The 19,605-nt window shown below is 42.9% G+C and carries 15 protein-coding genes, 4 tRNA genes and 3 rRNA genes; 6 read left to right on the top strand and 16 right to left on the bottom strand.

The window, feature by feature from the left end; all coding sequences use genetic code 11:
* The first annotated feature begins 220 nt into the window (after positions 1 to 220).
* Positions 221 to 296: transfer RNA gene (locus AB8P72_RS03215), tRNA-Lys, on the top strand.
* A gap of 156 nt (positions 297 to 452) precedes the next feature.
* A tRNA-Lys gene (locus AB8P72_RS03210) sits at positions 453 to 528 on the top strand.
* A gap of 96 nt (positions 529 to 624) precedes the next feature.
* Here AB8P72_RS03210 and AB8P72_RS03205 read toward each other — a convergent pair.
* The 13 genes from AB8P72_RS03205 to AB8P72_RS03145 all read right to left on the bottom strand — a co-directional run bounded on the left by AB8P72_RS03205 (position 625) and on the right by AB8P72_RS03145 (position 14,498).
* On the bottom strand, positions 625 to 1,407 hold the full coding sequence (locus AB8P72_RS03205) for an MBL fold metallo-hydrolase (protein WP_369957961.1): 783 nt from the start codon (positions 1,405 to 1,407) through the stop codon (positions 625 to 627).
* Between the two features lie 264 nt (positions 1,408 to 1,671).
* Positions 1,672 to 3,759, bottom strand: coding sequence for a catalase (locus AB8P72_RS03200; RefSeq protein ID WP_369957960.1), 2,088 nt, complete (start codon positions 3,757 to 3,759; stop codon positions 1,672 to 1,674).
* 471 nt (positions 3,760 to 4,230) lie between these two features.
* Complete coding sequence (locus AB8P72_RS03195) at positions 4,231 to 4,881, bottom strand: DUF938 domain-containing protein (RefSeq protein ID WP_369957959.1); 651 nt, start codon at positions 4,879 to 4,881, stop codon at positions 4,231 to 4,233.
* A 12-nt stretch (positions 4,882 to 4,893) separates the two neighbouring features.
* A complete protein-coding gene (locus tag AB8P72_RS03190) occupies positions 4,894 to 5,358 on the bottom strand; it encodes a flavodoxin family protein (RefSeq protein WP_369957958.1) in 465 nt (154 codons plus the stop codon).
* A gap of 35 nt (positions 5,359 to 5,393) precedes the next feature.
* Positions 5,394 to 5,804 (bottom strand): OsmC family protein, encoded by a 411-nt coding sequence (locus tag AB8P72_RS03185; RefSeq protein WP_305935872.1) that lies wholly within the window; start codon positions 5,802 to 5,804, stop codon positions 5,394 to 5,396.
* A gap of 123 nt (positions 5,805 to 5,927) precedes the next feature.
* Positions 5,928 to 6,557, bottom strand: a complete 630-nt coding sequence (locus AB8P72_RS03180; protein ID WP_305935873.1) for a hypothetical protein — start codon at positions 6,555 to 6,557, stop codon at positions 5,928 to 5,930.
* Between the two features lie 174 nt (positions 6,558 to 6,731).
* Positions 6,732 to 6,846: ribosomal RNA gene (gene rrf / locus AB8P72_RS03175) — 5S ribosomal RNA — on the bottom strand.
* A 118-nt stretch (positions 6,847 to 6,964) separates the two neighbouring features.
* Positions 6,965 to 9,826: ribosomal RNA gene (locus AB8P72_RS03170) — 23S ribosomal RNA — on the bottom strand.
* 355 nt (positions 9,827 to 10,181) lie between these two features.
* A tRNA-Ala gene (locus AB8P72_RS03165) sits at positions 10,182 to 10,257 on the bottom strand.
* Positions 10,258 to 10,266: 9 nt separating this feature from the next.
* Positions 10,267 to 10,343: transfer RNA gene (locus AB8P72_RS03160), tRNA-Ile, on the bottom strand.
* A gap of 76 nt (positions 10,344 to 10,419) precedes the next feature.
* Positions 10,420 to 11,958 (bottom strand): 16S ribosomal RNA (locus tag AB8P72_RS03155).
* The 16S, 23S and 5S rRNA genes sit together here with 2 tRNA genes alongside, the layout of an rRNA operon.
* Before the next feature lie 712 nt (positions 11,959 to 12,670).
* Positions 12,671 to 13,612 (bottom strand): CDP-diacylglycerol--serine O-phosphatidyltransferase, encoded by a 942-nt coding sequence (pssA, locus tag AB8P72_RS03150; RefSeq protein WP_144297693.1) that lies wholly within the window; start codon positions 13,610 to 13,612, stop codon positions 12,671 to 12,673.
* A gap of 10 nt (positions 13,613 to 13,622) precedes the next feature.
* Complete coding sequence (locus tag AB8P72_RS03145; protein WP_286796846.1) at positions 13,623 to 14,498, bottom strand: 23S rRNA (adenine(2030)-N(6))-methyltransferase RlmJ; 876 nt, start codon at positions 14,496 to 14,498, stop codon at positions 13,623 to 13,625.
* Positions 14,499 to 14,638: 140 nt separating this feature from the next.
* Here AB8P72_RS03145 and AB8P72_RS03140 point away from each other — a divergent pair, with 140 nt between their 5' ends.
* The 4 genes from AB8P72_RS03140 to AB8P72_RS03125 are packed head-to-tail and all read left to right on the top strand — an operon-like array spanning position 14,639 to position 17,917.
* Entirely contained in the window at positions 14,639 to 15,394 is a 756-nt protein-coding gene (locus tag AB8P72_RS03140; protein ID WP_369957957.1) for a 2OG-Fe(II) oxygenase, read from the top strand.
* A 51-nt stretch (positions 15,395 to 15,445) separates the two neighbouring features.
* Positions 15,446 to 15,910, top strand: coding sequence for a hypothetical protein (locus AB8P72_RS03135; protein WP_369957956.1), 465 nt, complete (start codon positions 15,446 to 15,448; stop codon positions 15,908 to 15,910).
* A gap of 52 nt (positions 15,911 to 15,962) precedes the next feature.
* The gene (gene dapE / locus AB8P72_RS03130; protein ID WP_369957955.1) at positions 15,963 to 17,168 is read left to right on the top strand and encodes a succinyl-diaminopimelate desuccinylase; all 1,206 of its coding nucleotides are present in this window, start codon (positions 15,963 to 15,965) and stop codon (positions 17,166 to 17,168) included.
* Positions 17,169 to 17,185: 17 nt separating this feature from the next.
* Positions 17,186 to 17,917 (top strand): hypothetical protein, encoded by a 732-nt coding sequence (locus tag AB8P72_RS03125; RefSeq protein ID WP_369957954.1) that lies wholly within the window; start codon positions 17,186 to 17,188, stop codon positions 17,915 to 17,917.
* 95 nt (positions 17,918 to 18,012) lie between these two features.
* Here the strand turns inward: AB8P72_RS03125 and AB8P72_RS03120 are convergent, their stop codons facing one another.
* From AB8P72_RS03120 to AB8P72_RS03110, 3 genes are all read right to left on the bottom strand, one after another.
* Complete coding sequence (locus AB8P72_RS03120; protein WP_369957953.1) at positions 18,013 to 18,513, bottom strand: GyrI-like domain-containing protein; 501 nt, start codon at positions 18,511 to 18,513, stop codon at positions 18,013 to 18,015.
* Between the two features lie 66 nt (positions 18,514 to 18,579).
* The gene (gene iscX, locus AB8P72_RS03115) at positions 18,580 to 18,789 is read right to left on the bottom strand and encodes a Fe-S cluster assembly protein IscX (RefSeq protein ID WP_144297698.1); all 210 of its coding nucleotides are present in this window, start codon (positions 18,787 to 18,789) and stop codon (positions 18,580 to 18,582) included.
* Between the two features lie 180 nt (positions 18,790 to 18,969).
* Complete coding sequence (locus AB8P72_RS03110) at positions 18,970 to 19,506, bottom strand: acyl-CoA thioesterase (protein ID WP_144297699.1); 537 nt, start codon at positions 19,504 to 19,506, stop codon at positions 18,970 to 18,972.
* Positions 19,507 to 19,605: the final 99 nt, after the last annotated feature.

The following is a 19,605-nucleotide window of genomic DNA, read 5'->3' as shown; positions in this document are numbered from 1 at the left end:
TGTAATTGTCATAATTATATATATAATGTGCTCTCACGTTTAGAGATACAAATAATCTAAACGGGTAAACAAGCTTATTGCCTCTTTTGATATTGGTTAATCCATAAATAAAGAAATTAAGCTTAAGACATTTTTTAGATGTCTGGTTTTAATAAATTTTCGTTTAAGGAAATTTATCTTGCAGAGCTAAAAAAGCATTGCTTTTTTTATACGCTCTTCAGGGCCGATAGCTCAGTTGGTAGAGCAGTTGACTTTTAATCAATTGGTCCCGCGTTCGAGTCGCGGTCGGCCCACCATATTTAGTAGTATCCTTGTCATGTATGCTACCCTATCCGGTAGTGGCGTAATAAGTTTAAAGACATTGTTTTTGATGTCTAGTTTTAATAAATTTCCCTTTAAGGAAATTTATCTTGCGAAGCTAAAATTGTCATGCAATTTTTTAACGCTTCTCAGGGCCGATAGCTCAGTTGGTAGAGCAGTTGACTTTTAATCAATTGGTCCCGCGTTCGAGTCGCGGTCGGCCCACCATATTTAAGAAAGCCCAGTCATTTAATGATTGGGCTTTTTTTTATGCGCTTTTTATTTTAGTGAAAATTTAGTTTGTAGCGTAAACGTTTTTAGCTTTCAACGTTTACGCTTACGGAGGCTAAAGCCATCATCTTGTCGCCAAAGCAATTTATGCTTAACGGTATCTTTGATGGTGCGCCGATGTTTAGGCGCTTGCGCAATTAGACTGTCAAAAGTTGCAGCATCGATACCCAACTCACAACCATGCGCCATCATGACATTAGACGGTTGTAAGTCTTTTACCTTTTGTAGCGACTGGATATAAACTTTGGGATCATAAATAGGAAATGGCGCAACAAACTTATGGCGTAGCTTGATGATTAAATCGGCGGTATAAACTTGACGACTTGGCAGATGAAATAAAGACAAATCACGATCTGTATGCCCTGGCGTCTCAAATACCTGCCAATCATCAAAATGCGGCACGGTATCGCCATCACTAACGGTCAAATCAGGCTGCAAATGCGCCGGGTACCATAGCCTTTTAAAAGGACGTCTTTGTCGCTTGGCCACATAGTGAGCTAAACCCAAATCAATCAAATGCATAACTTGCCCGCCGATGCCGCTATACCACTGCGTTTCTCTAGCAGCCGAGACAATCAAGCAACTAGTCGCTTTTCTAAGCTTATGCGCGCCGCCGGCATGATCTGGATGCATATGGGTAACGACCACTACTTTTAAATCAGTAATAGGACGCTTTAGCGTATCTTTAATATAATCCAACACCAGCGCCACATCAGGGCGACAACCGCCGTCCAATAGCATTAATTTATCTGGATAAACCGCCAGATAGCTACTTTGAATATAGCCATCCAAACGTACAATTTGACATAAACTCATTTATCTTCCTTGACCGCTTTTCTTGTCATTCCTATGATTTATTAACGAATGATTTATTAATCTTATTGCTAATACGATGAAAACTTAGCCTTTAGTATAACGCCCGTTATCCTAAAATAAATGTCTTTGAGTGAACGCTTGTGACTAGAGATAAATCGCTGATAACGTATTGATAGGATATTTAAAACGTTACCCAATAAAAAACCCAGCGCAGCGGCTGAGTTCCTTATTATTACAAGAGGGAGTTAATAAGCTAAATGTCAATTAGGCCAAGTCGCGTACCTTTGGCTCACGCTCCCACAAGCGTGATTTGGCATTTTCAATAAAGCTATCAAGCTCAGCGAGTGGCGTCACAAACGCATCTTTTTCAACGGGTAGTTTGCTTAAGATAAACTCATCGGTCGCGCCGCAATAAGCAATCGCTTTACAGTGCACATAAGCATCATTGAACCAATCTAACGTTGCGCTGTCTTTAGCCAGCTTCTTCGCTTGGTCAGGCATGATGATACTCACCACGGCATCAAACATGACTGACGGACCACCAGCGACACGCTCATCGGCTTGTATGATAGTGCCATCATCTAAAGTGACCTCTTTATTTGGTGCCACAATCTTAACGCGAGCGCCCTCTGCCATAGCCGCCTCTTCAAATTTCTTAATCTCACTATGCTTTGAGCCTTCAGCGACTAAAATACCAATCATTCGTGCCTTTAAACTCTTTGGCGTACGGCCAATGGTTTGTAGCGGCTCAGAGGTTGGCAAATCTTGTACTGGCGCTGCTGGCTCTATGGCTTCTGGTAGCTTCATTCCTAATGCCATTGCCACACGATTTGCTAAATCTTCGTCAATGTTCACTAAATGGCCGAGCATACGAGTTCGCACATGAGGGGTGTCTACTTTACCGAGCTCAAACGCATAGGCAGAAGCGATATGGGCTTGTTCAGCTGGCGTCTGGCTACGGTAAAACATACGCGGCTGACTATAATGGTCCGCGAAGCTTTCAGCGCGTACGCGACCTTTAACGCCATCATCTAACTGCTCATGAAATGACTCAAAACCTTTTTTCGGGTTTTCACGCGGACGATCAGGGTCTAAGCTTTGCGGATCATAAAGCGTTCTGGTTTTCGGAACGTGCATTTGCATATAACCGTCTTGCTGATTATTGGCAAATGGACATTTTGGCGCATTAATTGGAATTTGAGCAAAGTTTGGTGACCCTAGTCTGAAAAGCTGAGTATCGAGGTAACTAAACAGTCGACCTTGCAGCAATGGATCATTACTAAAATCGATGCCCGGTGGCACGTGCGATGGACAAAACGCTACTTGTTCCGTTTCTGCAAAAAAGTTATCTGGATAACGGTTTAGCACCATTTTACCAACGATTTTTACTGGAACCAACTCTTCAGGAATCAGTTTAGTCGCATCTAAATGGTCAAATGGGAATGTCGCTGCCTCTTCTTCAGTAAAGAGTTGAACGCCAAGATGCCACTCAGGGAAATAACCTTGCTCGATCGACTCAAACAAATCGCGGCGATTATAATCGGGATCGGCGCCCGAGATTTTAACGGCTTCATCCCAAATTAATGACTGCACGCCATTAACCGGCTTCCAATGGAAACGCACAAAGGTACTTTTACCATCTTTATTGATAAAGCGATAACTATGGATACCAAATCCTTCCATCATACTAAAGCTACGCGGCAGCGCACGGTCACTCATTAGCCAAATGACATTGTGCATGGTCTCAGGGCTAAGTGAAACAAAATCCCAAAAGGTATCGTGGGCAGAGGCTGCCTGCGGGAAGCCACGATCAGGTTCTGGTTTAACCGCATGCACCAAATCAGGGAATTTCATTGCATCTTGAATAAAGAAAATCGGCATATTGTTACTGACTAAATCCCAATTACCCTCTTCAGTATACATCTTTACCGCAAAGCCACGAACGTCTCGTGGCGTATCTTTTGAGCCCTTATTACCGGCTACGGTAGAAAAACGGGTAAATAAAGGCGTCTGCTTACCCGTTTCGGTAAGAATTTTCGCTGTCGTATACTCTTCTAATGATTCGGTCAGCTCAAAATAACCATGGGCGGCACTACCACGCGCATGTACCACACGCTCAGGAATACGCTCATGATCAAAATGCGTAATTTTTTCGCGTAAAACAAAATCTTCTAATAACGTGGGGCCACGAGTATTGGCTCTAAGCGAGGTTTGATTGTCAGAAATGACAACACCTTGCTGGGTGGTCATCGCTCTTGTATCACCATCAGCACGCTGATGCGTTTCGCCGCCATTACCACGTTCGGTATTCATATTTTTAGCGGGGTCGGTATGATCAATATTCTTCTTCATAAAATATCCTAGCTAATGAGTAAAATGGACTACAGGTAGCCCACCAAATAAACACCAACACAGTTTTATATCCTTAGAGATAGCTTTGACTTCACATGTCGTTTAATTGTCTGTGTTCAGTGCGATTGTTTCTTGATAGATGAGAATGCTGTTAAACATTAAGTCATGACAGCATCGATAAGCTCATCAATTATATTACTCAAAATCTGCCCTAGGTATGTCACATATATCGTTAAGCGTGTTGATTTTTGGTTACGCATCAGCCAAATCACGTCTGTTTGCAAACACGCTTTTATAGTGAAATCATGATGAGAATAAAGACAGAAAAAGCTGATGAGCAGATATGTATGAAGGGTGACTAAACGCTATAAAAAGATTTTTAAGGGTTTAGCGGATAAATAGGATTACGATGGTTAAGAGGAAGAGTAGTAAATTTTTAAAGAATACTCTTTAAGAGATAGTTTTTAAATATTATGGCATATCAGCTTTTTTCTGAAAAACCAATATCTCATTGTTGGCGGGCATTTTATAGCGATTTATTAGCAATAAATGCTGTTTTTCTGCCACTTCTATGATGTCTTCTATAGCACGAATACCACTGTTGCTATCCCGCTGTCGAAGACTATAGTCAAACTGTCGATTACTATCACTGCTATAACGGCCATTTTCGTTAAAGGGTCCATAAATGATGAGCTTACCCTCTAAAGGTAGCATATCACCAACCAGTTCAAATAATCGAGTAACCGACGACCAAGACATAATATGCAGAGTATTGGCGGTAAATACCGCATCGTAAGGCGTATTGATAGTCTTATTTATCGGTATTGAATCAGACGCTACGTCAAAGCTGAGCGGCGCATATAAATTAGGCGCTAGATACGCAGTATGCCAAGCGTTGATAATGGCGTGATTGGCGTACACATCACTGGTCTGCCAGTGTAAATGCGTCAATCGCGGCGCAAAATAGACACTATGCTGCCCCGTCCCTGAACCCACTTCTAAGACATGATGCGAATTTTTTAACTTTTGCTGTAAGACTTCTAGTATTGGCTGCTGATTATTTTCGCAAGCTTGAGAAAATGGTAGATTAGAAACTATATTACCTAAGTTATCCTTAATCATAAAAACACCTTATTAATAAATGCCCGCTTCTACCCCAGCTGCCAATGTCATTGCCAGCTCTTCGACTTGCTCAGTAAATACCTTTTGCCAATCACCTTGTAAAATCAGCGCTTCTTGAATCCATTCCCAACGCAATCCAGTGGTAATAGTTTTTAGGGCAAGCTTGGTACCCGTACCATCATGACCTGCACGAACATATAGTGCAAACGGCATGCCCTGCTTCTTCTCTAACACCGGATAATAACAGCGATCAAAAAAGTCTTTGGTCAGCCCCGCCATATATGCCAAGTTCTCAGTCGTGCCTAATAATAATGCATCGGCTGCCAACACATCTTCAGGTTGCGTATCTTGAGGATATTTAAGTATGACGTTGATATCTATATCGGGATGATTAGCGCCATCGTAGGCTGATTGCGCTAGCTTTTTGGTATTCGGTGATGGCGCATGTGCGACGATAAGTAAGGTTTTGCTAGCCATATCAACACCTTTATAGAAGTTATTAGTTCTTGCAGTTAAGAACTCTTAGATTTAATAGTCACCTTTTGAATGATATCAGGATGGATACTTTTCGCAACCGGACAAGTCAGCGCAGTGTTGTAAAATATTTTTTGCGTTTTATCGTCTAATGCTTGACTAAAAGTGATCTCGACATGTATTTCACTGACACGTCTTGGCTCAGCTGCCATTATTTTGGTCACCTCAGCGGTAGTACCTACAATGTCGATTTCCATATCACGCGCTTTAATACCAATAATCGTCAGCATACAACTTGCTAAACTGGTTGCCAATAAATCAGTCGGTGAAAATGCTTCACCTTTACCCTGATTATCCACTGGCGCATCAGTAATAATTTCATTGTTTGATTGCAGATGAATGGCGGTAGTACGCAGATCGCCTTGGTAAGTTACTTTCGAGGTTGTCATAGTTTTCTCTCATACGAAAAACAGTAAATCAAAATTTTTAATACAATTAGGAAGAGTTATTTAATAACCACTTAGATTCAACAATATATTGAACGATATAATTTATATATCAACAGTATACTATCACTCATTTAATAACTCTTTATAAAGTTTTGAGGCCATGATCTGTGGTAAACCACTTAGCATTAGCCCTTGTACTATATACTTTTCGCTATGAAGTGCAGTGAAAGGGTTTTCAAAAACCTCCATTCTAACAAGCTCTTCACACATCCAAGTGACATTGGCATTTAACATACGTATACCAAAATATTTATTCACAGTATACATGTAGAATATTTCTGAGCTCATACCCAGCCAAAGGATCAATCGTTGATCAATAGTTTGATCTAGACTATTTGCTACTTTTAAGGCAGAGGGTGTCAGACTAGGAAAGGCAATATTTAATATCTGATAACTTAAATCAATAATGTTTTCACAATTATTTATGATTCGATAACTTCCACGTTCACAATATTCTAATTGGTGTTGAAACTCATTAACTACTACTCTACACCTATCTTCAACATATTGACCAAAACTCGGCCAAGATTTCGTTCCATAGGGTAATTTTTGAGCTAACTTCTTTAGCTCATATTCATATGTATGAATATCTTTAATTGATATAAGAATAGATAAATCAGAGTAGGGGATACTAGATTTTGGTAATGGTAGCTTTTCCATGGATAAAGATAACAACTGTGCTCCATATGTCATATTGTTCCCTTCCCATTGTAGTAGATATAGTTAATGAAAATTAATATCGATACACTATATAAGGCTTGTATCATAGCGATTTTTAAACATTTTAAATATATATAATAAATATTAAAACTCATCAACAAAGAAAACCCCCTGTGACATAAGTCGCAGGGGGTAATCGGAATAGAGAGCTGACGATGACCTACTCTCACATGGCCGGAGCCACACTACCATTGGCGCGATGATGTTTCACTTCTGAGTTCGGGAAGGGATCAGGTGGTGCCATCATGCTATTGTCGTCAGCAAAGGGGGTTAGATATGAGTCTGTGTGTTTAATGACTAGTGTCATCTTAATCCAACTGAACCAAGGATTAAGGTGATATCGAAATAATTAGACTTGATACAAACCACTTGGGTGTTGTATGGTCAAGCCAAACGAGCAATTAGTACAGGTTAGCTACACACATCGCTGTGCTTCCACACCCTGCCTATCAACGTCCTAGTCTTGAACGGCTCTTTAGGGAAATCTAATCTTGAGGTGGGCTTCCCGCTTAGATGCTTTCAGCGGTTATCCCATCCGAACGTAGCTACCGGGCAATGCCATTGGCATGACAACCCGAACACCAGTGGTTCGTCCACTCTGGTCCTCTCGTACTAGGAGCAGATCCTCTCAAATTTCCAACGCCCACGGTAGATAGGGACCGAACTGTCTCACGACGTTCTAAACCCAGCTCGCGTACCTCTTTAAATGGCGAACAGCCATACCCTTAGGACCTGCTTCAGCCCTAGGATGAGATGAGCCGACATCGAGGTGCCAAACACCGCCGTCGATATGAACTCTTGGGCGGTATCAGCCTGTTATCCCCAGAGTACCTTTTATCCGTTGAGCGATGGCCCTTCCATACAGAACCACCGGATCACTAAGACCTACTTTCGTACCTGCTCGACTTGTGGGTCTCGCAGTTAAGCGCGCTTTTGCCTTTATACTCTATGAACGATTTCCGACCGTTCTGAGCGCACCTTCGTACTCCTCCGTTACTCTTTAGGAGGAGACCGCCCCAGTCAAACTACCCACCATACATTGTCCTCGGTATTGTTATACCTGAGTTAGAACCCCGACATGACCAGGGTGGTATTTCAAGGATGGCTCCACCAAGACTAGCGTCTCGGCTTCAAAGCCTCCCACCTATCCTGCACAAGTCAGGTCAAAGTTCAATGTAAAGCTGTAGTAAAGGTTCACGGGGTCTTTCCGTCTAGCCGCGGGTACACAGCATCTTCACTGCGATTTCGATTTCACTGAGTCTCTGCTGGAGACAGCGCTGCCATCATTATGTCATTCGTGCAGGTCGGAACTTACCCGACAAGGAATTTCGCTACCTTAGGACCGTTATAGTTACGGCCGCCGTTTACTGGGGCTTCGATCAAGAGCTTCGCTTACGCTAACCCCATCAATTAACCTTCCAGCACCGGGCAGACATCACACCCTATACGTCCACTTTCGTGTTTGCAGAGTGCTGTGTTTTTAATAAACAGTTGCAGCAGCCTGGTATCTGCGACTGCCAACAGCTCAAGGAGCAAGTCCTATCACCATCGGCAGCGTACCTTCTCCCGAAGTTACGGTACCATTTTGCCTAGTTCCTTCAGCAGAGTTCTCTCAAGCGCCTTGGTATTCTCTACCTGATCACCTGTGTCGGTTTAGGGTACGATTCGTTTATAACTATTGCTTAGAAGCTTTTCCTGGAAGCATGGTATTTGCCACTTCACGGTACAAGTACCGCTTGCTATCAGATCTCAGCCGTATTACAGTCCGGATTTGCCTAAACTGTAAGCCTACATCCTTTCACCTGGACAACCAACGCCAGGCTGACATAACCTACTCCGTCCCTCCATCGCATTATAAACAAGTATCGGAATATTAACCGATTTCCCATCGACTACGCCTTTCGGCCTCGCCTTAGGGGTCGACTCACCCAGCCCCGATTAACGTTGGACTGGAACCCTTGATCTTCCGGCGTGCGAGCTTTTCACTCGCATTATCGTTACTCACGTCAGCATTCGCTCTTGTGATACCTCCAGCATGCTTTACAACACACCTTCACAGGCTTACACAACGCTCCCCTACCACTTGAAAACAAATTCAAATCCGCAGCTTCGGCTCCTAGTTTGAGCCCCGTTACATCTTCCGCGCGGGCCGACTCGACTAGTGAGCTATTACGCTTTCTTTAAAGGATGGCTGCTTCTAAGCCAACCTCCTAGCTGTCTATGCCTTCCCACCTCGTTTCCCACTTAACTAGGAATTTGGGGCCTTAGCTGGCGGTCTGGGTTGTTTCCCTCTCCACAATGGACGTTAGCACCCACTGTGTGTCTCCCGGATATCACTCATCGGTATTCGGAGTTTGCATCGGTTTGGTAAGTCGGTATGACCCCCTAGCCGAAACAGTGCTCTACCCCCAATGGTGTTCGTCCGAGGCGCTACCTAAATAGCTTTCGGGGAGAACCAGCTATCACCGAGTTTGATTAGCCTTTCACCCCTATCCACAAGTCATCCCCTGGCTTTTCAACGACAGTGGGTTCGGTCCTCCGGTGCCTGTTACGGCACTTTCAACCTGCTCATGGATAGATCACTCGGTTTCGGGTCTATACCCTGCAACTAATCGCCCTATTAAGACTCGGTTTCCCTACGGCTCCCCTAAACGGTTAACCTTGCTACAGAATATAAGTCGCTGACCCATTATACAAAAGGTACGCGGTCACCCTAATAAATTAAGGCTCCCACTGCTTGTACGCACACGGTTTCAGGTTCTATTTCACTCCCCTCACAGGGGTTCTTTTCGCCTTTCCCTCACGGTACTGGTTCACTATCGGTCAGTCAGGAGTATTTAGCCTTGGAGGATGGTCCCCCCATCTTCAAACAGGATTTCTCGTGCCCCGCTCTACTTAATATGTTAACGCTAATGTTTCGAATACAGGACTATCACCTACTACGGTCAGCTTTCCCACGCTGTTCTTCTACATTAGCATTAATCGGCTTCTCCCCGTTCGCTCGCCGCTACTAGGGGAATCTCAATTGATGTCTATTCCTAAGGGTACTGAGATGTTTCACTTCCCCTCGTTCGCCTCTTATATAAATATAAGATAGCTAGCTTATGCTAGCTGGGTTTCCCCATTCAGAAATCTCCGGATCACAGGATATTGCCGCCTCCCCGAAGCTTATCGCAGGCTGTCACGTCTTTCATCGCCTCTGACTGCCAAGGCATCCACCATGTGCGCTTCATTACTTGACCATACAACCCCAAGTAGTCTTTCGACTTCAAAGTGTCATACAATCTAATTATGATAACGATATCACCTATGTTTACGCTTGATTCAGTTCTCTTTATTTTTTTAAGAAATCCTCTTTGGGATAACAAACAATGTCGTTAAAAGAGGATTTCTTAAGGTTAGAGTGTCGCGTGAACACGCCACTCTAACCCAGACTCATATCTATGTTTTTAAATAGTTCTTACTCTCTCGTCGAGTAGTAAGTTTCCGTATAAAACAGAAAGAAGTAATCAGATAATATATTGCTATATTGGAATCACTTGTTTCTGTTTGATACCTATTTTATTTATTAGCATTCAAAGCTTACTGCGTTTATAGTGGTGGAGCCAAACGGAGTCGAACCGTTGACCTCCTGCGTGCAAGGCAGGCGCTCTACCAACTGAGCTATGGCCCCATATATAAATGGTGGGTCTAAGTGGACTTGAACCACTGACCCCCGCGTTATCAACACGGTGCTCTAACCAGCTGAGCTACAGACCCAAATTACGCTTGTATAAACGTAAGCTTAAACTAAAGAACAACTTGTTGTGAATTCTTGCTGACCGAATGCTGTCTATAAGGAGGTGATCCAGCCGCAGGTTCCCCTACGGCTACCTTGTTACGACTTCACCCCAGTCATCAACCACACCGTGGTGAGCGCCATCCTAAAAGGTTAGGCTACCCACTTCTGGTGCAATCAACTCCCATGGTGTGACGGGCGGTGTGTACAAGGCCCGGGAACGTATTCACCGCGGCATTCTGATCCGCGATTACTAGCGATTCCTACTTCATGGAGTCGAGTTGCAGACTCCAATCTGGACTACGATAGGCTTTTTGAGATTCGCATCACATCGCTGTGTAGCTGCCCTCTGTACCTACCATTGTAGCACGTGTGTAGCCCTGGTCGTAAGGGCCATGATGACTTGACGTCGTCCCCGCCTTCCTCCAGTTTGTCACTGGCAGTATCCTTAGAGTTCCCGGCCAAACCGCTGGTAACTAAGGACAAGGGTTGCGCTCGTTGCGGGACTTAACCCAACATCTCACGACACGAGCTGACGACAGCCATGCAGCACCTGTATTCTAATTCCCGAAGGCACTCCCGCATCTCTGCAGGATTCTAGATATGTCAAGACCAGGTAAGGTTCTTCGCGTTGCATCGAATTAAACCACATGCTCCACCGCTTGTGCGGGCCCCCGTCAATTCATTTGAGTTTTAACCTTGCGGCCGTACTCCCCAGGCGGTCTACTTATTGCGTTAGCTGCGTCACTAAGTCCTCAAGGGACCCAACGACTAGTAGACATCGTTTACGGCGTGGACTACCAGGGTATCTAATCCTGTTTGCTACCCACGCTTTCGAACCTCAGTGTCAGTATGATGCCAGAAGGCTGCCTTCGCCATCGGTATTCCTCCAGATCTCTACGCATTTCACCGCTACACCTGGAATTCTACCTTCCTCTCACCTACTCTAGCCTAACAGTATCAGATGCCGTTCCCAGGTTAAGCCCGGGGCTTTCACATCTGACTTATCAAGCCACCTACGCTCGCTTTACGCCCAGTAATTCCGATTAACGCTTGCACCCTCTGTATTACCGCGGCTGCTGGCACAGAGTTAGCCGGTGCTTATTCTGCAGCTAATGTCATCGTCCATGGGTATTAACCATGGAGTCTTCTTCACTGCTTAAAGTGCTTTACAACCAAAAGGCCTTCTTCACACACGCGGCATGGCTGGATCAGGGTTGCCCCCATTGTCCAATATTCCCCACTGCTGCCTCCCGTAGGAGTCCGGGCCGTGTCTCAGTCCCGGTGTGGCTGATCATCCTCTCAGACCAGCTACAGATCGTCGCCATGGTAGGCCTTTACCCCACCATCTAGCTAATCCGACTTAGGCTCATCTAATAGCGAGAGCAACAAGTTGCCCCCTTTCTCCCGTAGGTCGTATGCGGTATTAATTCGAGTTTCCCCGAGCTATCCCCCACTACTAGGTAGATTCCTAAGTATTACTCACCCGTCCGCCGCTCGTCAGCGAGAAGCAAGCTTCTCCTGTTACCGCTCGACTTGCATGTGTTAAGCCTGCCGCCAGCGTTCAATCTGAGCCATGATCAAACTCTTCAGTTTAATCTTGCATGAAGTCCTTTAAAGAGACTCCGAAACTTGGCTCATTTAATCTGGCAATTACGCTCTCGTATGTTTCATATAATGAATTAACTTTGAGTTTTCTTGCTGTCTTAAATGATAATTTTTATAGTTAATAATCTTTCCGAAAAGAAAAGATAGTCAACTTTATTTTTTAGCATTCTGAATCAGCAAAAATCCACACAAGTTGTTCTTTAGTTATGCTTTTAAATAGTGTCAAGTTACTGTCGTCCAGTAACTGATATATAGGGTTTTTCTCTTTGCTAGTCAGTTTAAGCTAAGAACTTATCCTATCTAGCGAGCCGACTATCATATCATAATGATTTGGTTTGTCAAGCTTTTTTATAATTTGTTTCAATGGGTTAGCCAGGTTTGTTATATGTAATTGACATATAAGTTGTTCCGGTTCTCCCTAATGAGGTGCGTATTATAGACGCTTATTTTAATTAGTCAAGAAGTTATTTTTATTTAGTTTGAAAACTTTATCAGCCTACGTAAAAGTAGTTTGATGTGTTCTTTCTCGCTAATGGGTGTTTATTCAGTGCCAAACCACTTTCTAAACGCCCTTCCCTTTCGACTGGGTGGCATTATACGCGCTTTTAGTAGGGGGTCAAGGGGGTTTGAAAATTTAAATTGATATATCTTCTAACCCCTTGATTGCTTAGGAATTAAATCTGAGATTTTGGCTTTAGTCTTACATTTTACTCTTTAAGGTGGTTACGATACCTGATAATGCATAGATGATACCGATGGCTAAGATGCCTACTGGGATATCATATAAGATGATACTCATGACCAATACGCCAATGATAAGCACAACAAATGGCACTTTCTTTTTATCGAACTCTTTAAAGCTATAGTATTTAACATTACTGACCATCAATAAGCCGCAGATAACCACCCATGCCGCAAATAGGAACATGATGGCAGTATCGTATTGTCCGACCCATTCATTATGATCGACCGCAACCATTACCGCAGCCGTAACTAAGATAGCCGCGAGCGGACTTGCCAAACCGACGAAGTATTTTTTATCGACTATACCAACTTGCACATTAAAACGTGCTAAGCGAAACGCGGCGCAAGCGGTAAAGACGAAGGCGCAACCAAGACCAATACGACCTAACGGCTCTAAAGCAAAGCTATAAATCAGGATTGCAGGCGCAACGCCAAAAGCCAACATATCAGCGAGTGAATCATACTGCTCGCCAAAAGGACTTTGCGCATTAAGCATACGCGCAACACGCCCATCGGCACCATCAAGGATAGCGGATAAGAAAATCGCCAGTGAGGCTTTATAAAATTCGCCTTGAGTACTGGCTAAAATAGAATAAAAACCCGACAGCAGAGATAAAGTGGTAATCAGATTGGGCGCTAAATAGACACCGCGACTAACCACACGCTTACCTTCGGCAACCTCTGCTTCAATCACCTCAAAGGTCAAACCATCATAATTGTCATTATCCGCTAGGCGAATATTGAACTCATGCTCATCGACAAAAGGCGGCTGAGTGGCAGCACTATCCTGTAAGAGCGGCTCTTTTACCAAACCGTCATTCATAACCTTGTCGGTTACCAGACTGTCCTTTGCAAGGCTATCTTTGCCCATACTACTTGATGATTGATTCGTCGTCATAACGATATCCTTATTCGCCGACCAGCCAGCGCACATTAGTGGCACTATCAGGAGACATGTCTGGGGCATCCGCAACTTTTAACACCGGCTGTAAGAAACGCAAAATCTCACGTGCGTGATTGTCAAATTGCCAAGGCGGATTGATAACGAGTAACCCTGTACCATTTAGACCAACAGCGATGTCGTTAGGATAGATATTGAGCTCGCAGACCAATTGACGTCTCATTTCAGTCCGTTTTAGCTTTTTGTAAAACAGCTCAACCGCTTCCATGTTTTTAATTGGATACCATAACGCGTAAGTACCTTGTGGCCACTTATTATAAGAATGTACCAATAGGTCAATCAGGCGGGTGAAGTCTTTATGCTCTTGCTCGTAAGGCGGATCAAGAAAAATCAAACCGCGCTTCTCTTTTGGTGGAATCACCGCAGCGATACCTTCAAAAGAATTGCGATGATGAATACCAATCGGCAATTTATGGAGCTGATAATTTAGTGCATCGTATTCACTGGCTTTGGCTTCAAACGCTTCACCGCGCACGCCGGCATCAGGATTTTTTTCAACATGATGGGCAATCCACCAAGGTGAACCAGGATAGACTTTTTTATCATAAGTAAAACGCGCTTGCTTAATGCCTTCCATATAGTCTTTGACGGCCGCCGGTGCTTTTTCGATATCCGCTTTTAATAAAGCTTGGATGCCGCCTTTGGCTTCGCCTGTTTTGCGCGCCTCTTCACTGCCAAGCGAATACAGGCCGCGTCCGCCGTAAGCATCAAGTACATAAAAAGGTTTGTTCTTTTGCCCCAATTGATTCAGCAGTTGTACCAATAAAATGTGTTTAACAACATCGGCAAAGTTACCAGCATGATAGGCGTGTTTATAATTCATAAGATCAAAAGTTTAAATAAGAAAAATTGCATCTATGGTAGCATAGACAGGGTAAAAGATAACGATGGTTTTGGTAAAAAGGCATGGATTGGCTGTGTATTGACAGTGAATGGCATGTTTATTGATAACGGTGAGGCAAAATGACGCAGATTATTAGCAATCTTGAGGTAACACAGTTAGTCGTCGATCAACCGATTGGAGCGGATAACCCGCCACTACTATACCTACCTAGCGATGACGAAAGTCAAACGCCGCTCACTCAGCGTGAATTACAATTTTCCGACTTTGATGTCGCTTGGCAAAAGATGCTAACCGATAAACAGTTAGATAAATTTGTTGATGATGGTTGGATGATTATTGACGATGTGTTTGAAAATAAAGCGCTGTTAGCTCTGCAATCTGAGAGCGGTTTTATTGACTATCGTGACGCCGTGCTGACAGCTGGTATTCGGGTTAGCGATATTCGCGGCGACCGTATTCGCTGGATTACCGAAAACTTCTTTGCAGGCTACTATTATTTGCAAAGTATCAATGCGCTTGCTGCTTTATTCAATCAAAGCTTATTTGCTGGTATTCGCCATAGTGAGGCACATTATGCGTGCTATCCAGTAGGTTTTGGCTATCAATGGCATAGCGATAACCCGGCTGGACGTGATGAGCGCGTTATCTCGGCGGTATTTTATCTCAATGATGATTGGCGTGATAGTGATGGCGGTGCGTTAGAAGTCGTCGACAAACATGGCGTCCATCATAATGTCATGCCTGTTGCCAATCGACTGGTCATATTTGATAGTGACTTACAACATCAAGTACAAATTGCCCATCGGCAGCGCTATTCTATCGCGACTTGGATGCGCCGTGATGGTCTAGTGCCTTTTGTTGAGGATAATATTTAAAATCCATTAGCTATTACTTTAAATAAGCCTTGTTAATTAAGGATAATGACAATGCATAAAACCTTATTTAGAAGCTTGCTCTTACTTGTTATACTCCCTCTGATTATGAGCTGCGAGACGCTTAATCATCAAGCCGATATTCAAAAAGACAATGAGTTATTTTTTACCTATTATTTGCCAAAATCCACGCCTGAAGAACCTCTAATAATTAATCCGACTGTTATTACTACTGAATTCAAATATGAGGATGGGTGTTTACTTGCATTTGATGGAAGCAGATGGATGACACCTGTATTTCCCGAAGGACATGCAACTTTTAATAGTCATCATAAGACTTTAAGATTATTAGGAACGAGTTATAAAATGGGTAATGTGATTTCTGCAGCTGGCTATGTGCATGCTTACAACAGTGAAAAAGTTAAAAATTATAGTAATAGCCCAGCCGAAAAGTGCATTACAGAGTATCTAGCAATATATTACGGCGATTATGAAAAAATTGACTTGGATAAAAACTAAATTTTTTCAGACCTCAAATTATAAACATCAAAACAACATATCTAGGACTGTCATGAGTTCAGAAAATAATAGTAAAACCCATCAACAACAAACCTTAGATTTAAGCATCGCCCTACTTGAACGCCCTTCCGTTACCCCCGATGATGATGGCTGCCAAGACATATTGTCAGAGCGCCTGACGCAGGCTGGGTTTGATTGCGAGTTTATGTATTTTGGTGAGAGAAACCAAAGCGGCGAACATGCGGAAGTCAAAAACCTCTGGGCGCGCCGTGGCACTACCGATCCGGTTATTTGTTTTGCTGGTCATACCGACGTCGTGCCTACAGGCGATGAAAAAAACTGGACTTATCCGCCATTTACGCCAACCATTGCCGATGGTTATTTATGGGCGCGCGGTGCAGCTGACATGAAAACCGGTATTGCTGCTTTTACCGTTGCCGCTGAGCGTTTTGTCGCTAATCATCCTAAGCACAATGGCTCTATTGCTTTTTTAATCACCGCAGATGAAGAAGGCCCGTCCATCAATGGGACGGTGAAAGTCATTGAAGCGCTTGAAGCACGCAATGAAAAAATCACTTATTGCTTGGTTGGTGAACCATCAAGTACCGACACGCTTGGTGATATCATCAAAAACGGTCGCCGCGGCTCATTGGGCGCCGAGCTTACCGTCACTGGCAAACAGGGTCATGTTGCCTACCCGCATCTGGCTTGCAATCCGATTCATGCGGCAATGGCGGCGTTAGCAGAATTAACCAATGCCACTTGGGATAACGGCAACGAGTATTTCCCTGCGACTTCTTTGCAAATCTCTAATATCAATGGCGGTACGGGCGCAACCAATGTCATTCCTGAAACACTAAAAGTTATCTTTAATTTCCGTTTTTCCACAGAAACGACGGAAGAAGAATTAAAAGCGAGAACTCATGCTATTTTTGATAAATATTTTGAGAATAGTAAAGCCAGCTATGATATTCATTGGAAATTATCCGGTCAGCCATTTTTAACCCCAGAAGGCAAACTTGTAACGGCCTGCCAGCAAGCGATTAAAAAAGTTACTGATATCAATACCACGTTATCAACGTCTGGCGGTACATCAGATGGACGCTTTATCGCGCCAACGGGTGCACAAGTGGTTGAGCTTGGCGTACGTAACGCCACGATTCATCAGGTCGATGAAAAGGTAGAAGTAGATGATTTGGGCAGATTAGCGCAGATATATGAAGGGGTTTTGGAGAATTTATTGTTAGGTGATAAGTAATCTATAGGGAAGCGGTTATGAAAATATTTAAAATCAATAAACCTCTTTTAATTTGTGTAGCCACTGGCTTTAGTTTAACAATAAGTGCCTGCGACAATGCACAAAAAATATCTCCTAACATCTATACCGATAAAACAGAATCTGGAAGCAGTACTAGCTATGACTATTCTAATCAATCCAATTCTATTAACCACTCATCTAACTCTATGACTCAACTACAATGGTCTGCACTCAATGACGATGAACAAGTTAATGAGATAAAACGTATTATCGAAAATTATGGCGGTGAGTTGCAAGGGCTGGCTTATTCAAATACAGGGGTCATGGCAGTAGCTGATATTTATGTACTGAATGCTGATATATCAGAAACTGACCGGTTAAAATTAGCTAAAACATTATCAGAGTTGGTAGGGACATCTATCGTAATAAACATTTTAGACAGTAAAGTAATTGATGATATGGGAAGCCTGAAAACTTCACAGCTATCAGCAATTAATCAAGATCAGATAGAAAATTTTTCGATTTATAATGACGAACATGTTAACGAAGTAGCGAGTATTGTAGAAAGCTACGGCGCTAAATTGCAATCTCTTGGTTACTCAGGCGATTCAGAACTCAACCTCTCAATCAGCTACTACCCCAAAAATCTTACCAAGTCTGATTTTGAAAATTTAGAAAGAGAGTTAAAGCAGCTAACGGGTGTTAATGTCATCGTGTTTAGAAAGAGTATAAGTATTAAGCCGCTTTAATCTACCTTTATATACAATCATTCAATTGGTGGGTTACGCTTGAGCTAACCCGCCCTACAAAACCTTCAAATATTGTAGCTATATTCTAAATATCTCTACTCAATCCCAATATAAACATCAACTTGTCCATACTCTAAATTACCGTCAATATAGTGCTCAAAATCAACATTATAAGTTCGAGTATGCTCACAGCTTGGGTCGTTGAAGTACTCCCAAGCCTTCTCCCACGCATTCATGACGGTATTAGGCATATTACCTGTTTCTGAAAAGACTAAGTATTTCCCTGCGGGAATGGCTATTGTTACAAGACTACTCTTATTGGCGACCGCCGCATTATCCGGCTGCGCCTGCTCATTGCCCACTTCCCAACCAGCGACGACATCAAACGCCCCTACTAAATCAGCACTTTCATAATTGTGGTAGATACCATAAATATCCTGATCTTCAGGCAAATCACCCATGTAGTTTTGATAAAACTTTTGCCATAAGCGGCCTAATTTTGCCGTTTCGTGGCTGATTTCAGCGTGATTGGTGGTACGTACGCTAATACCCTTGCAAGCTATCGCTTCGGGTAGCTCTTTAATTTGTGACGTCATGATGCTGCCTGCCCTGTTGTGCTGTGTGATTTTTATTTGATGTGCGATTAAATGAGCATAACTGCCTTAATCCGCTTCATCAATCCAATTCATTTGAATGGCTTCTAAGATACCCTCGTTTGATTTTTGCGGATCATCATCAAAACCTTCTAGCTCCGTCACCCAGCGGTGTAAATCAGTAAAGCGAATATACTGCGGATCGGTCTCAGGGAATTTTTCATAAAGCTCAATAGCGATATCTAAGCTGTCTGTCCATTTTAGTTTTTGCGGGCTCATGGTAGCTCCTTAACTGTTATTTATTTTATAGTTTTCATCAAACTAGAGATTAGTTTGACCAGTTGTTTGTATAATGTTTGTCTAACGCTTTACTTGCTCACTTACTAACCCCCTATCCTATCAAAATTCGCCAACTGATTATAGACAAGTTCGTTATACCGCCTTTGTTGCTTTATCTTTTTATTTTGTTTCTGCAGATTTAATCGCTACTTGATGCTGATTCCAAGAAACAATGACCTCATTTGTCTGCTCACCTGTCATATCCAATATCTCTGGTGCGCATTTGCCTTTTTTATCGTTTAAGACAAATTTAGTCATACCAACACCCATGAGCTGATTTTTTACCAAAAAGCGCGTTTCAAAATAGACGTATTTTTTATCCCAACCGACAAGCGTACTATTTACCGTCATTTTATTCAGGAATTTAATTTCTTTGAGATAGACCATTTCTTGCATGGCAATAATCCAGCCGAGATTTTTAAGCCCCTTTTGATGACAGCAGGCCATCAGCCATTTAGTGATGTTTAACTCGATAAAAGACAAGTAGCGGTAATTGGGCAGATGGTCGCGAAAGCCCATGTCGTGTGGCAATACGCGATAATGGCGTACAATTGGTTTGGTTAATGTCTCGACACTTAGGTGTTCATTAGCCGTTTGCTGTTTAAGCTGCTGCTTTAATAAGCTGACCATAATAAAAAAACGTATCAACATGTTCATAAAGGAAATCTCTGCACGGTTATTATGTATTAATTATGAGTAAATATAGCTTTGATAAATGCTGCTACCTTAACGCAAAAAAAGCCACCTCAGTGACTT

The organism is Psychrobacter sp. CLB018 (genome assembly GCF_041222815.1).
Taxonomy (GTDB): Bacteria; Pseudomonadota; Gammaproteobacteria; order Pseudomonadales; family Moraxellaceae; genus Psychrobacter; species Psychrobacter faecalis.
The sequence above is the reverse complement of the archived record's forward strand: the minus strand, read 5'-3'. Positions and strand labels throughout refer to the sequence as shown.